At 37.8% G+C, this 15,362-nt stretch carries 13 protein-coding genes and 1 pseudogene; 8 read left to right on the top strand and 6 right to left on the bottom strand.

Going from position 1 to position 15,362, the window contains the following annotated elements; genetic code table 11:
- Positions 1–23: 23 nt before the first annotated feature.
- The 5 genes and pseudogenes from ppsR to pgaD all read left to right on the top strand — a co-directional run bounded on the left by ppsR (position 24) and on the right by pgaD (position 7,224).
- Positions 24–860, top strand: coding sequence for a posphoenolpyruvate synthetase regulatory kinase/phosphorylase PpsR (ppsR, locus tag MKL35_RS11490; RefSeq protein WP_000004354.1), 837 nt, complete (start codon positions 24–26; stop codon positions 858–860).
- A 389-nt stretch (positions 861–1,249) separates the two neighbouring features.
- Positions 1,250–3,687 (top strand): annotated as a pseudogene (gene pgaA, locus MKL35_RS11485) (poly-beta-1,6 N-acetyl-D-glucosamine export porin PgaA).
- On the top strand, positions 3,687–5,516 hold the full coding sequence (pgaB, locus tag MKL35_RS11480) for a poly-beta-1,6-N-acetyl-D-glucosamine N-deacetylase PgaB (protein WP_032010702.1): 1,830 nt from the start codon (positions 3,687–3,689) through the stop codon (positions 5,514–5,516). Before pgaA ends, pgaB begins: the two are co-directional and overlap by 1 nt.
- The gene (gene pgaC, locus MKL35_RS11475; RefSeq protein ID WP_032010704.1) at positions 5,516–6,763 is read left to right on the top strand and encodes a poly-beta-1,6-N-acetyl-D-glucosamine synthase; all 1,248 of its coding nucleotides are present in this window, start codon (positions 5,516–5,518) and stop codon (positions 6,761–6,763) included. The genes pgaB and pgaC overlap by 1 nt, the downstream gene beginning before the upstream one ends.
- On the top strand, positions 6,760–7,224 hold the full coding sequence (gene pgaD, locus MKL35_RS11470; RefSeq protein ID WP_032010705.1) for a poly-beta-1,6-N-acetyl-D-glucosamine biosynthesis protein PgaD: 465 nt from the start codon (positions 6,760–6,762) through the stop codon (positions 7,222–7,224). Before pgaC ends, pgaD begins: the two co-directional genes overlap by 4 nt.
- Positions 7,225–7,266: 42 nt before the next feature.
- On the opposite strand, the gene MKL35_RS11465 is transcribed toward pgaD, so the two are convergent.
- From MKL35_RS11465 to MKL35_RS11445, 5 genes are all read right to left on the bottom strand, one after another.
- Entirely contained in the window at positions 7,267–7,830 is a 564-nt protein-coding gene (locus tag MKL35_RS11465) for a hypothetical protein (RefSeq protein WP_032010707.1), read from the bottom strand.
- Between the two features lie 149 nt (positions 7,831–7,979).
- A complete protein-coding gene (locus MKL35_RS11460) occupies positions 7,980–8,984 on the bottom strand; it encodes an LLM class flavin-dependent oxidoreductase (RefSeq protein ID WP_031983409.1) in 1,005 nt (334 codons plus the stop codon).
- Between the two features lie 134 nt (positions 8,985–9,118).
- Positions 9,119–9,616: a hypothetical protein gene (locus MKL35_RS11455; protein WP_004708061.1), complete on the bottom strand. Its 498-nt coding sequence runs from the start codon at positions 9,614–9,616 to the stop codon at positions 9,119–9,121.
- 235 nt (positions 9,617–9,851) lie between these two features.
- Positions 9,852–10,271, bottom strand: coding sequence for a hypothetical protein (locus MKL35_RS11450; protein ID WP_004708063.1), 420 nt, complete (start codon positions 10,269–10,271; stop codon positions 9,852–9,854).
- Positions 10,272–10,458: 187 nt separating this feature from the next.
- Complete coding sequence (locus MKL35_RS11445) at positions 10,459–11,370, bottom strand: LysR family transcriptional regulator (protein ID WP_016804204.1); 912 nt, start codon at positions 11,368–11,370, stop codon at positions 10,459–10,461.
- Between the two features lie 119 nt (positions 11,371–11,489).
- Here MKL35_RS11445 and MKL35_RS11440 point away from each other — a divergent pair, with 119 nt between their 5' ends.
- The 3 genes from MKL35_RS11440 (at position 11,490) to prmC (ending at position 14,518) form a co-directional block, all read left to right on the top strand.
- The gene (locus MKL35_RS11440) at positions 11,490–12,329 is read left to right on the top strand and encodes a type 1 glutamine amidotransferase domain-containing protein (protein WP_031946895.1); all 840 of its coding nucleotides are present in this window, start codon (positions 11,490–11,492) and stop codon (positions 12,327–12,329) included.
- 285 nt (positions 12,330–12,614) lie between these two features.
- On the top strand, positions 12,615–13,703 hold the full coding sequence (prfA, locus tag MKL35_RS11435; protein WP_002049300.1) for a peptide chain release factor 1: 1,089 nt from the start codon (positions 12,615–12,617) through the stop codon (positions 13,701–13,703).
- Positions 13,703–14,518 (top strand): peptide chain release factor N(5)-glutamine methyltransferase, encoded by an 816-nt coding sequence (gene prmC / locus MKL35_RS11430; RefSeq protein ID WP_032010708.1) that lies wholly within the window; start codon positions 13,703–13,705, stop codon positions 14,516–14,518. Before prfA ends, prmC begins: the two co-directional genes overlap by 1 nt.
- Positions 14,519–14,520: 2 nt before the next feature.
- On the opposite strand, the gene MKL35_RS11425 is transcribed toward prmC, so the two are convergent.
- Entirely contained in the window at positions 14,521–15,360 is an 840-nt protein-coding gene (locus MKL35_RS11425) for an ABC transporter permease (protein ID WP_016804201.1), read from the bottom strand.
- Positions 15,361–15,362: the final 2 nt, after the last annotated feature.

Here is a 15,362-nt window from a genome sequence, read left to right as displayed (position 1 = left end):
ACAAATGTTTAAGGAGAATTTTAATGTCAGAAAGTAAACAATTTAAGCGGAGTGTTTTTTTTATTTCTGATGGAACTGCGATTACTGCCGAGACCCTTGGACATTCGTTATTAGCCCAATTTCCTAATGTAGATTTTGATATTCACATCATGCCTTATATTACAACTGAAGAGGCAGCAATGGCAGTTGTGGTTGAGATTAATAAATGTCAAACCAGAGATGGATGTTTACCATTAGTATTTGATACTTTAGTTGATCCGCATGTACGAGAAATTATTAATACGGCTAAAGCAGTTAATCTGGATGTGTTTGAAGGATTAATTAGTAAGCTAGAGCAGGAGCTCGGTACACCACCAACCACACTGGTTGGGCAAACACATGCGGTAACTGACTCTGAATATTATAAAGCCCGTATTGATGCTGTTCACTTTGCACTTGATAACGATGATGGGGCACGCACCCGACACTATGACAAAGCTGATTTAATTTTAATTGGTGTGTCTCGTTCCGGAAAAACTCCGACTTCTATTTATCTATCTTTACAGTTTGGTATTCGTGTTGCTAACTATCCTTTAACCGAAGAAGATTTAGATGATAACCGTTTACCAGCAGTATTAAGAGAACACCGTAGTAAGCTCTTTGGTTTAATGATTGATGCAGAACGTTTAGTGGCGATTCGAAGTGAGCGTAAAGCGAATAGTCGATACGCAAGTTTTAGCCAGTGCCAAATGGAATTAAGAGCGATTGAAGGTATTTATATTTCAGAAGGTATTAAATATTTAAATGTAACTGAAATGTCAATTGAAGAAATTTCTACTCGTATTTTACAAATGACTGGTTTAAAACGACGTATCGGTTAATTAAATCAAATATTTATTTAAACCATTCAATTTGAATAATATTAATATATATTGGAATTGAATGGTTTTTATTTTCAATACATATTGAAAATAAAAGTTTTAAATATAAAACGCTAAGTTAATAAATAGTTTCTGATTAGTTATCAGCGTGTAAATTTTTTATAGGGAGTTTGTGAGATAAAATAAGCTTTTTGAAAAGAAATGTATATAAAACAATAATCTATATTTTAATAAATAGTTGTTTTTAATTATTTTTTAAATAAACAAATACTTTTTTTCTACACATTTTCCATTTGTTAACTCTATCGCTTGTTATTTAGTTATTGTGATGCATTTCACATTTTTAACTATAATTTCCCATCTCGATATGGGACTATCCGATTATCAAAATGCTAAAAAAATGTGTTTTTTCATTGGTATATCTCTTACCAATTCATTTATACGCAGCTCAAGTTGATGTACTGCGTGAGCAAGCTGTTCAAAATTATAGAGCAGGCCAAACTCAACAAGCTGTTTCTCAACTCGATCAATTGTTAAAACATTATCCGTATGATCAAAAATTGCTTGCTGATTATTTAATTGTTATGTCAAGTGAAAAAAAGGATCTGACGAATTTTTCCAATTTTTTAGAAAATATTAATTATGTGAATTTTCCTGAATATGCAAAGTTACCTTTAATTCGAAATTTTCGTGATTTTAAACATTTTAAACAGCAATTGATTGGTCAAATAAACTTAATATTCAAAAATCAGTCGATGGGCGTACCTTACTATCGGTTTTATATGGTGAAGCTCAGGACTCAACGAATGCTAAAACTCAGTTATCAAATATCAACATTAAAGGTTTAAATACTGATCAGTTGGTACAGGTTGCATATGCTTACCGTTTAATAAATTTGCCCGTAGAGGCCTTAGCTACAATTGAACAAGCTTATCAGCAAAATTCTAAGTCTTTAGCTGTTTTGCAAGAGTATGTTTATGACTTGGCTGCTATTGGGGCATATAAAAAAGCTCAGCAATTACTTCAAGTTAACGAAAAAAATCAGCAAACTGAGCAGTTACAGCAAACTTTACAAGTCAGTGAGTTTTCTCAGCATGTCAATAATGCAATTGCCCGCTATAAATATTTAAATCGCCAAGGCTTATCAGATGCAGAAAGCTATGCTGAATTAGATGCTGTGTTAGAACAAGGGCAAAAAATACAACAGCAAATGTCACCAAACAACCCTAACTATTTAAGGTTTCACTACGATTATTTGTATGCGCTAGATTTTAGAGGGCGTTCAAAAGCGGTTATAGAGAATTTCACCCAGTTGAATATTCCACTCGAAAAATTACCGGCATATGTACGTCATGCAATTGCTGATAGTTATTTGGCGGAGCAGAAGCCGAAGCAAGCTGAACTTGCTTATAAGACTCTTCTAAACGAAAAAAATTATCCGGATATGATCCTCTATACCGGATTGTATTATTCCTATATTGAACAGGAAAAATATAAGGAAGCTGAACAGCTTTTGGCAAAAGTTGATCATCTTATTCCGACTTATAAATATAGTCAGGCGAAGGGTGTAGATAAAACAAGCCATCCTGATCGTGATGATTATATTGCTTTAAAAGGGATGCATTTAGCCTACGCTAATCACCTGGATCAAGCTGAACAGCACTTTCAAAAAACAGTCGAGCAAGCACCTGCGAATGAGAGCCTGATTAATAATCTTGCGCGTGTAGAACGGTGGAGAGAAAAACCGCTAGAGGCAAAAAAAACAATTTCCCGGTTAAATGGTATAGATCCGATTGCTAAAGACACTCGCATTAATGAAATGCAGAATGCTCAAGCTTTAGGTGATATTCCGACATGGCGGAAAACCACTCAAAACTTAGTGCAATATTATCCTGATGATAGTGGTGTCATAAAAAGCCGCAAAGAGTTGGATGATCGTAATAGAGCCACAATTTCACACTCAACTACTTGGGGCCAAAGTAAGGCCGACAATAGTGATACTGTAAGTAGGCAGAATGGTTTAAAAGACCGTGAAATGGAAACACGTCTTAATAGCCCTTGGATTAAGGATAATTATCGTTTATTTGCTTGGCATCAAGATCGTTATGGTGAATACAATTTTGGTGACGTGCATAACCAGCGCTATGGTGTCGGGGCCGAATGGCAAGCTAATCGTAAGGCATTGTCTGCGATCTTGTCGCAAAGTACAGATGGCGGACAAGCAGGTGTTCGTCTTGATTGGTCTCAGTGGTTAAACGATCACTGGCAGTATCAATTGCAATATAACAGCCAGGCTGACATCCCTCTGCAGGCAATTGATGCGGGAGAAGATGGCCAATCTTACCGAGCTGCTTTGACATGGCAAAAAGATGAATCACGTCAAATTGGCGCAAGTTACGGTCTGACTGATATCAGTGATGGTAATAAACAACAAGAATTTTCAACTTTTTGGCGTGAAAGACTATTTGCGGCGCCGCATCACATTACTTATGGCACTGTTCGTGGTTTTTACGGCAGTAATAGCCAAGATCAAACTACTTATTTTAGCCCAAGTTCGCATTACAGCGCGGAGTTGAACTTAAGCCATGACTGGGTGACTTGGCGTGAATATGAGCGTTCATTTAAACAGCATTTCGAAGCTGGAGTGGGGCTTTATAAACAAGCCGATTATTCCACTAAGCCAACCTATTCTTTGCAATATCAACATCAATGGCAGCTATCACGTACATGGCAACTCAATTATGGAATTGGTTGGCAATACCATCCTTACGATGGACATGATGAACAGCATACCTATGGTATTTTCGGATTTGAAGGGCGTTTTTAATGAATAATTTATTTTCGAAAATGTTGAGCTGTGCTTTAGCTTCAACATTGTTACCTCTGCAATTTACATATGCCCAAATAGAAAAAGATTTACCAAAAAATCATACAGTTTCTTTAACTTTTCATGATGTCAGAGATGATGTTTTAAAAGAGGGCGATCGGGATATTTATGCAATTCAAACTAAAAATTTAGCGCAATTCTTTGACTGGTTGAGTCAATCTGACTGGAAGCCAATTCGCCTGAAAGATATTGAAGAGGCTCGTAAGCAAGGTAAAGAACTACCTCATAATGCTATTTTGTTAACCTTTGATGATGGTGCTTTAAGTAGCTACAGTCGTATATTTCCATTGCTCAAGCAATATCGGATTCCGGCAGTTTTTGCACTCCCAACCAGTTGGCTTAACGGTAATACAAAAGCTGGCTATGAAGCCTATGGACAAGGGAACTTAGTCAATTGGAAGCAAGTACGAGAAATGCAGGCTTCTGGCTTAGCTGAGTTTGCGAGTCATAGTGATGATTTGCATCATGGTGTGCTTGCTAACCCTCAAGGGAATGAACAACCCGCAGCAACTTCTTATATGTATTTAAAATCACAAGCGCGTTATGAAACGGATGTGGAATATCAGCAACGTATTTTAAAAGATTTAAAAAAATCTCATGATGTTTTAAAAAAGGAATTGGGTGTAGAGCCGAAAGCAATTGTATGGCCGTATGGTGCGGTCAATCAGCAGTTAGAAAAACTAGCTCAACAGGCAAGTTTCACTTTTTCTTTTAGTTTAGGACGTGATGGGGTAAATCAGATTAATGACGTTACCTTTAAACGTAGTCTTATGGTGGATAACTCTACAGCTGAACAATTGTCTGAGACCTTACTCAATATCTTGAACTCGGCAGAGAAAGATTTATATAAGCAGCCAAAACATTTTGTGAGTATGGATTTAAAGCAATTAGCTGCTTCAACCAATACTCAGTCAGATGAAAAATTAGGGGCATTGTTATCCAAACTTTATAGCTTAAAAAACAATACGCTGATATTGAAGCCTTTAGATGATCAAGATGGAGATGGGCAATATGACGTTGCTTATTTCCCAACAACTCAAATGCCGGTTAAACAAGATATCTTAAACCGTACTCTATGGCAGGCACAGACTCGTGCAGGACAAGCGGTCATTTTAGAGTTACCTGTATATCCTCAAAAAAATAAACCGTTTTTGGTGGCAGATTTAGCTAAAGATATAGCACGTTTTAATAGCAATTTAAGTGGTATTCAACTTAATGCCGGAACTGCTTTAAATTGTGCTATGCAAAGTGCAACGATAAAAGAAAGTAACTGTGTTGAACAAGTAAAGCAATTATCACAACTGAGTCAACTGACTCAAAAAGCTGCAAGGCCTTATTTGAATATGAGTAATCAGGCCCAGTTTAGTCTGCTGCTTACGCCTGACTTAGAGCATATCGATCAATTGCCAGCGCTTTTAAAATCACTATTAACCCAACATGATTTAGTGAATCTAAAATTTAATGTTGTGGGTAAGCAGAAACAATTTAAACATGTCTTAGAACTTTTAAATACACTTGATGCGAAATACAAGCAACGAATTATGCTGACATTAACATTGCCAGAAAATGACCAGAGAAATGCTTGGCAAGAAGTACAACAAGGCCTTTTTGATATTCAGCGCATAGGTATTCAGAAATTTGGGGTTGACGGTTATACCTTTGAAAATTCAAAAAATGTTCATGAGTATTTATATAACCCAATGAGCTTGAATTCGAGTTCGGTCATGTATCAACCCTTCGCTGGTTTAGCAACTGAGGGGAAAAAGTAATGAGAGTATTACTCGATATTCTATTTGCTTTTGCCTTTTTATATCCTCTGCTTATGGCGTGGACATGGATGGTAGGTGGCCTCTGGTTTTTCTTTAAAAGAGAATACCATGAACAGCAGTTACCTGAGCCTTCAAATGAAGGGTGCAGCATTATTATTCCTTGTTTTAACGAAGAAGCTCAGGTAAGGCAAACTATTCGTTATGCCTTACAAACAAAATATCCAAATTTTGAAGTGATTGCTGTCAATGATGGTAGCAGTGATAGAACTGCAGAAATTCTTGATGAGTTGGCAGCTCAGGATACTCGATTAAGGGTCGTGCACCTAGCGGAAAACCAAGGTAAGGCAGTGGCTTTAAGATCGGGAGTTTTAGTAAGTAAATACGAATATTTAGTTTGTATTGATGGAGATGCTTTACTACATCCTCATGCTGTACTTTGGCTTATGCAGCCATTTCTAAAATTTCCTCGTATTGGAGCCGTCACTGGAAATCCTAGAATTCTCAACCGTTCAAGTATATTAGGGAAATTACAGGTTGGTGAGTTTTCTTCAATTATTGGATTGATTAAGCGGGCGCAGCGTACGTATGGTCGTATTTTTACAGTATCGGGTGTAATTGTTGCATTTAGAAAAACTGCTTTAGTCCGTGTTGGATTTTGGTCTGATGACAAAATTACTGAAGATATTGATATCTCTTGGAAGCTTCAGATGGACCATTGGGATATTCAATATATTCCTCAAGCACTTTGTTATATCTATATGCCTGAAACTTTTAAAGGCCTTTGGAAGCAGCGTTTACGCTGGGCACAAGGTGGGGTAGAAGTCTTATTGGAATATATTCCAAAAATGTTCAAAATCCGTTTACGCCGTATGTGGCCAGTTATGCTTGAAGCTTTAGTCAGTATTGTCTGGTCGTATGTAATGATATTTATTTTCTTGCTTTTCTTAATCGGATTTTTTATTGATTTACCTCAGCAGTGGCAGATTAATTCACTCATGCCCCAATGGTATGGCGTGATATTGGGTGGAACATGCCTCATCCAATTTTTAGTAAGTTTATGGATAGATCATCGTTATGACCGTGGACGTCTTTTTAGAAATTATTTTTGGGTAATTTGGTATCCATTATTTTTCTGGCTACTGACGTTATTTACTAGTGTAGTTGCAGTCCCTAAAACTATATTTAATACCAAAAAGCGTGCTCGTTGGGTAAGTCCTGATCGAGGCTTTCGAGGAGATAACTCATGAAAAATAAACAAAATAATGACATAGAAGTTTTAGATATCCCAGAATATATTGATCAGCCTAAATATGTGAAAAATAAAACCGCAAACTATACTTTGCAAACAGTAGGTTGGTTTTGTTTAATGTGGCTGTTTTTCCCACTGGTTTCATTATTTTTATGGTTTTATGAAGGGCATCTCATCTATGACTATGTATGGGTAGATCATATTTCTGAGGTCAATACAGTCCTCCATTTACTTCTTTTAATATCCGTAAGTGCTTTGGTCTTGATTTTATGGGCGAGTTATAACTGGCTTAGATTTCATGGTGATGATCGCCGCAGCAAAGCTCCGAATAGTCCTGTTGAGTTATTGGCTTCACAATTTATGGTCAGTACCGAGTCATTATCAGAGTTACAAAAGTCTCAGCGCATCATCTTACATTATGATGATCAGGGGTATTTAACTCGATATGATTTGAAATGAGTAAATAAAGCATGGTCTATCAACCATGCTTTTTTTTTATTTTTAAGGTGTAGTTCTAATAATGATATCTACAGGGCGTTGAGTACCATCCATACTATAAATGGCTGTAGCGGTAACTTTTACAATTGGCCAAGCTTGTAGTTTGCAATTTGGTCTTTGTAGCGCAGCATAGTAGCTATCAGATTTAAAAAATATTTTATTGGCTTTTGCAGTATTAGGTGTCAAAAGACGTTTGAGCCATGTTTCATTGACTTGGGTTTCAAGAAAACGTAGAGCTAAGATACTTTTTACACGATTGTTAAATAACCTCCTATTTTTAGCAATAAGCGGGTGGGTAATGAGACGGTGTATGCCGATTTGACTATGAGGCAAAATAAAATGCGGAGTAATTTGAAATACAGTTACAAATTTTGCTTGTTGGCAGATTTTTTCTAAGTGCGTTACCGTTTCCTGATCTGTTCCAATAATCGCTACATTTAAATTTGAAAAATCATTTTCTTTAATTGTATTTGATAAAAGAATTTGACCAGTAAAGGCGTCAAAATCCTGAACTGCATTTTGAAAAGTAGTTGATTTGGCAACATTATTTTTAAGTTTAATACTCATTTTCCAAAAGTCCTTTTGGTTTTCATTTATGATGATTTTTTATCGTTTTAATATAAATAACCAAGCAAGAGGGCTGGGTAAAGTATTTTCAGATAGGTGGTTATCTCATGCCTGCTATAGACTCAAGCATGAGATATTCAGAGTATGTTCTAGTTGGCTGATTTTAGTTGCATTAATCGAGTAAAGCTCTCTAAACGTTTATTAGTATCATAGACATCACAAGTAAAAATAAACTCATCGACTTCATAAGTAGCTAAAAGCTTTTCTAAGCCTGAGCGTACTGTTTCAGTTGAGCCGATTTGGGCCATCGTATAGAAATTTTCAACAGAAAGCTGTTCTGCTGTGTTCCATAGACCCTGCATCGATGTAACTGGCGGTTTAAGTTTTAAACTTTCACCACGGATTAATCCTAATACACGTTGATAGGCACTTGTTGCCAAGAACTGAGCTTCTTCATCTGTATTGGCAACCACAACAGGTACACCCATGGAAACATAAGGCTTGTCCAAATATTCAGAAGGTTCGAAATTTTCACGATAAAGTTCGATCGCTTGACCAAGCATACGTGGGGCAAAATGAGAGGCAAATGAGTAGGGCAATCCTAGTCTCGCAGCCAACTGGGCACTAAATAAGCTTGAACCTAATAACCAGACTGGTACATGAGTATTTTGTCCAGGAGTTGCAACAATTCTTTGGCCGGGTTGAGGCGCTTTAAAATATTGCAAAATCTCAACAACATCTCTAGGAAATTGATCTTCCGTTTCCTGATGCCCGCGACGTAAGGCACGCATAGTGACTTGATCTGTACCTGGTGCACGACCTAAACCTAACTCAATACGATTTGGATATAAGGTTGCTAACGTACCGAATTGTTCTGCTACTACTAAGGGTGCATGGTTTGGTAGCATGATACCACCTGAACCTAAACGAATGCGCTGGGTATGAGCCGCGATAAAACCAAGTAAAACAGCTGTTGCTGAACTCGCAATTCCATCCATATTATGATGTTCTGCAAGCCAAAAACGGTCATAACCTAATTTTTCTGCATGTTGGGCGAGCTCTAATGCATGACGTAATGAAAACTCGATTGTTTTATCATCACGTATGGGAGCAAGTTCCAAAATTGAAAATTTGGTGTCTTGAAGTGATCGCATGCGATATTCTCAAAAAACGTTATATCGAAATAATACGATATAAATGGGGTGATGTATATCGGTTTTTTTCGATATAAATTTCACTCCCAAATAAAAAAGCACCGCTAGGGTGCTTTTTAATATCTGTGTACCAATTAGTGGTGTTTATACCAACCACGGTGTAAGCCATTATCATGACGATAGTAAGCGCGATCATTGTAATAGCGGCGGTCATCACGATCATAACGACGATCGTATCGACGGTCATAACGTTCATCATAGTTACGATCTTGGCCAACTTTACGACCTAAAGCAGAACCACCAGCTGCACCCACTGCTGCACCGATGTATCCACCATTTGTACCACCCATGTTTTTACCAACGGTATAACCAGCGCCGCCACCTAAAGCACCACCAATTGCCGCTTCTGTACGGTTACGACGGTCACTTGCAGCCGCCGCACCACCAGCACCACCTAAAGCAGCACCAATTGTTGCGCCAGATGTACCACCGATACTTTTACCGATTGCAGTACCTACTACACTACCTAGAGCAGAAGTTGCCGCTACACGGGTACCATTATCTGCATGTGCAACTGACACCATAGAGGTTGTTGCGATTAATGCACTTGCTAACCAAATATTCATTTTCATTTTGGAACTCCATGCTCATTTTGCTAAAGAGCAATCTTTATATCTTGAGCTAAATGTAATTAAAAATTTCGTGAAAATTATGGAGAAGGCTCATGCTGATACAATAGTTTTGTGTCTGCTTTGTATTGTTTCTATTAAGATGTGAATAAATCATGAGCACGACATATGTATTTGACAAAAGGGTAATCATAAAAAAACACCCGAAGGTGTTTTTAAATTAATTACATCACTAAAATTAGTGGTGATGACGGTGTTTTTTCTTCCAGTGTTTAGAAGATCGATCATAATCACGGTCTTTAGCAATTTTATTACCTAAAGCACCACCACCTGCAGCACCTAAAGCAGCACCGATATAACCGCCATTTGTACCACCCATGCTTTTACCAACAGTATAGCCAGCACCACCGCCTAAACCACCGCCAATTGCAGATTCTGTACGGTGACGACGATCACTTGCAACTGCTGCACCACCAGCACCACCTAAAGCAGCACCAATTGTTGCACCAGATGTACCACCCATGCTTTTACCAATAGCAGTACCAGCAACACTACCTAAAGCAGAAGCAGCTGCTACATGAGTTGTATTGTCTGCATGTGCTACAGTCATCATAGAAGTAGCCAAAACAGCACTACATAATAAAGCATTTAATTTCATCATTTACTCCATGTCCCAAGTTACAGGACCTTATATCTTTCGTTACAGCAAATGTAACAAAACACTTCTCTTTAAATGTGGAGAACCATCATCCTATTATTAGAGTTTAGTGTCTTCTTTGTATGTTTTCTATTAAAATAGAATATCTAATATCCACATAGAAAAAAGTGATTCTCATTTCATATTCTTAAGTATATTTACAATGAGTTGAACATAAAAAATCAATAAAAGCTCTTGTGGCAGAAGACATATGTTTATGTTGTGCATACAGTAAAGAAAAGGGACGGGTATGACCTGCGTATGTTTCAAGTAGAGGTTGTAATTTTCCTTGTTGAATTTTTTCATTAACGATAAATTCGTAACTCTGGCATATTCCTAAACCATTTTCAGCAAGAGATACTACTCCTAGAATATCTTCTTTTACTAAAATTCGATTTGTCGGTATCCACTGAATTTCTTGATTTATATCTTTAAAGAACCACGGAGTGACCTTTCCATTACTCGGTAACTCAAAGGCAATGCATTGATGATGATTTAATTCATCCAAATTTTTTGGAATACCCATGCGTTTCAAATAAGAAGGTGAGGCAACAAGTTTTAAAGGTGCGTGCTCTAAAGGCCTAGCAATAAGGGTGCTGTTAGGTAGTTGTCCTTGACGAATAGCTAAATCAAAACCTTCAGCAATTAAATCAACGTTACGATTAGAAATACTGACTTCAATTTGAATATCAGGATATTGCAGAAGAAATTTTTCTAATAAGGGTGGTAGACGATAATGCCCATAAGTGGTAGGAACACTTATTTTAATTTTTCCAGAAATTTGTAGTTGTTCACCTTGAACCACGCGTTCTGCATGGTCAATTAACTGAAAAGCATGTTGCATTTTTTCATAGTAAAGCTGACCAGCTTCAGTCAGGCTTAAATGGCGTGTGGTTCTTCTAAAAAGCTGTATACCGAGTTTTTTCTCGAGTCTTGTAATTGTTCTACTAACCACCGAAGGTGTGGTAGATAAATCAATTGCAGCAGCACTAATTGAAAGCTTCTCAGCCACAATTAAAAAGATTTCGACATCGGCAAGATGATCAAATTGACGAGACATTTTGTCCTCAAACGCAAAAAAGATTTGCAAACTTAGTTGTTTTTCTACCTTTGGGGTAAAAATAGAATATATACATCCTAGTTATAAATCCAGCAAATGCTTGGAATGAAGGTTAAATAATGAAGATGTTGAATCAAATAATGTTTGCAGTGATTACAGCTTCTGCAGCATTAAGTGCAAATGCAGCTCATGTACTCATTGTATTGTCAGATGAAGATCAGCTAGAGCTAAAAAATAATCATGTTTTTAAAACGGGTTTTTATCTTAACGAATTGATGCAGCCTACAAAAATGCTTTTAGATGCGGGGCACACCGTAACGTTTGCCACCCCAAAAGGGAAAGCTCCAACGTTAGATGAATCTTCAAATAGTGCAATGTACTTTAACCAAGATGAAAAAGTATTAAAGAAGTATGCTGGTTTATTACATGATCTAAAGTTAACTTCACCTAAAGACTCTCCAGTTGTAAGTCTGGCGCGTATTGAGCAAATTGGTATAGATCAATTTGATGCCATATATATTCCGGGTGGGCATGCGCCTATGCAAGACCTGTTAAAAGATAAACAGCTTGGTAAAGTTCTTAACGCTTTTCATAATGCAGGAAAGCCTACAGCCTTGGTTTGTCATGGGCCTATTGCTCTGATGTCAACTTTACCTCATGCTGCGGAAGCTATTAAGCAACTTGAACAAGGTAGAACAGTCAAAACTGGAGAATGGATTTATAAAAAGTACCGGATGACGGTAATTAGCAATCAAGAAGAAGAGCAAGCGAAGAGCTTGTTAAAGGGCGGTGAGATGAAGTTCTATCCGCAAACTGCTTTAGAGTCACTTGGAGCAAAATATCAAAGCAATACGAAAGCTTGGTCGCCAAATGTAGTGGTGGATCGTGAGCTTATTACTGGACAAAATCCAGCTTCGGCTGTTCTTGTCGGTAAAACTTTATTAGAAAAATTAAAATAACTATAGAACATAAAGAGGCTTTATAAATAAAGTCTCTTTTATTATATGGATTTAAAAAAGCGAGTTATTTGTTTTCAATAAGAGAAAATCTTAGATTGATGAATAAATCTCATCTGGAATCATTAGATTTATACATCCTTATGGCTTTGGAAAGTTAACGATTTAAAGGATTACATATGTCATTTAATCGGCATAAACTGTAAACTATGCGCTATTTTTATGATTTGGCTTATCTTCTTATATTTATCTAGATAAGTTTTTTGGACTTTTGAGATATTTCCTCTTATGAAAGCGTCACTCCGTTTACGTCTTGATCAACTCTGTGATCGTCATGAAGAACTTACCGCATTGCTTGCAGATGCAGAAGTGATTTCCGATAACAAACGTTTCCGTAAACTGTCTCGTGAACATAGTGATTTAACTGAAATTACCGAAGTTTGGGGCAAATACCGTCAAGCAGAAGAAGATATTGAAACTGCTGAAATGATGAAGTCGGACCCCGACTTTAAAGATATGGCAGAAGAAGAAATTCAAGCAAATAAAGCATTGCTTGAAGAATTAGAAAGCCAGCTCAATATTTTGATGATTCCAAAAGATCCAAATGACTCTAATGCTGCGTATTTAGAAATTCGTGCAGGGACGGGCGGTGATGAAGCTGCAATTTTCTCAGGCGATTTGTTCCGCATGTACAGCAAGTATGCCGAGACACAAGGTTGGCGTATTGAAGTCCTTTCTGAAAATGAAGGTGAGCATGGCGGCTTTAAGGAAGTCATTTGCCGTGTAGATGGTGATGGCGTATATGGACGTTTGAAGTTTGAAAGTGGCGCACATCGTGTACAACGTGTGCCAGCAACTGAATCACAGGGTCGTGTACATACATCGGCTTGTACAGTGGCAATTCTGCCTGAAATTGATGTTGATACTAACGTTGAAATTAACCCAGCAGATTTGCGTATTGATACTTACCGTGCGTCAGGTGCGGGTGGTCAGCACATTAACAAAACCGATTCGGCAGTGCGTATTACTCACATTCCAACGGGTACAGTCGTTGAGTGCCAAGAAGAACGTTCACAGCATAAGAACAAAGCTAAAGCGATGGCATTGTTAGTATCGCGTTTAGAAAATGCAAAACGCGCAGCAGCTGATGCAGCGACTTCTGAAATGCGCCGTGATTTGGTCGGTTCTGGCGACCGTTCTGAACGTATCCGTACTTATAACTACCCACAAGGGCGTATGACGGATCACCGTATTAACCTAACTTTATATAAGTTAGATGCCATTATGGAAGGTGATTTAACTGAATTGCTCGATAGCTTACATCGTGAATATCAGGCAGATCAGCTTGCGATGCTTGCACAGGAAAATGGCGGCTAATGAATATTGCTCAAGCGCTTGCAATTCGTGGTGAGCCTGACAGTTATGAACGACAGGAAAATGCTTGGTTGCTTGAGCATTTTCTAAAAATCAATTCACTCGAATTAAAGTTTCGACTTGAGCAAGAGTTAACACCTCAGCAAGAGCAAGACTACTTGGCTGGTCTTGAGCGTATTCAAAATGGTGAACCTTTAGCCTATGTGACAGGTTCGCAGCCATTTTGGACGCTCGATTTAAAAGTAACGTCAGATACTTTAGTGCCACGACCAGATACTGAGGTTTTGGTTGAAACTGTTTTAAATCTAAATTTGCCAAAGAATGCAAATATTGTGGATTTGGGAACGGGGACAGGTGCAATTGCGCTTGCATTGGCAAGTGAACGTCCGAACTGGCAGGTAACAGCAACAGATATTTATGCGCCTACGTTAGAAGTTGCAAAAGAAAATGCACAAACACATGGCTTGCAACATGTGAAGTTTGCTTGCGGTGCTTGGTTTGAAGCATTAGAGCTACAACAATTTGATTTAATTGTTTCTAATCCGCCCTACATTGACCCGGAAGATGAGCACATGCAAGCTTTGGCAACAGAACCGCGCCGTGCGTTGGTTGCAGACCATCAGGGATTGGCTGATATTGAAATTATTATTGCTCAAGGGAAAAACTGGTTAAAACCTCAAGGGTGGATTGTACTTGAACATGGTTATGATCAGGGGCAAGCTGTTCGAGGCATTTTCACAGAGCATGGTTTTAGTGAGATAAAAACCATTCAAGATTATGGCCAAAATGATCGAGTCACTTTGGCACGCTGGATTTAAAGTTATTTTTGTAGCGTATCACGCCAACGTAATAACCAGTTTTCTGTAAGTTTCATTAAGCTATCGGTTATTTTACCCAATAGTGCCAATAAAATAATTGCAATGATAACAATATCAGGTCGAGACGTTTCTCGGCCATCACTGAGTAAATAGCCAATCCCTTGTGTGGCTGCAATCAGTTCAGCTGCAATCATAAACATCCAAGACAAGCTTAAGCTGTTACGTAAACCCGTTAAAATGCCCGGAGATGCTGCCGGTAAAATAATAGATAAAACACGTTGAAAAGCATTGAGCCGATAAACTTTTCCAACTTCAATGAGCTTTTTATCTACATTATGAATAGCTGCAACTGTATTGGTATAGGTTGGAAAAAAAGCTCCGATTGCAATAAGCGTAATTTTAGAACCTTCATCAATTCCTAACCAAAGCAATAACAGTGGAATCCAAGCAAGACTTGGGATCGATTTAATTGCTGAAAAGGTCGGTTCTAAATATGCTTCTGCCTCTTTACTTAATCCAACCCAAATCGCAAAAATTAAACCTAAACCACTTCCTATGATAAAGCCGAATAGAACACGCCATGTACTAATATAAATATGGGCAAATAGGTCGCTATGAGCTAAATCTAAAAAAGATTGCCATAAACTCGAAGGTGCAGGGAGCAGATAAGCATTGATATAGCCATTTCTGACTAAAAACTCACAACCCACTAAAAAAATGAGTGGAATGAGTAGCGCTTTAAACCACCGTGTAAATTTGTTGTTTAGATGCTTTTTCTGAGATTTTAAAGCCTGCTGAGCTAGGAAATGATTTAGCTCAGCTTTGTTAAGTGAATCACTCATAT

Source organism: Acinetobacter sp. AOR41_HL, from assembly GCF_027854645.1.
GTDB classification, from domain to species: domain Bacteria; phylum Pseudomonadota; class Gammaproteobacteria; order Pseudomonadales; family Moraxellaceae; genus Acinetobacter; species Acinetobacter nosocomialis.
The sequence above is the reverse complement of the archived record's forward strand: the minus strand, read 5'-3'. Positions and strand labels throughout refer to the sequence as shown.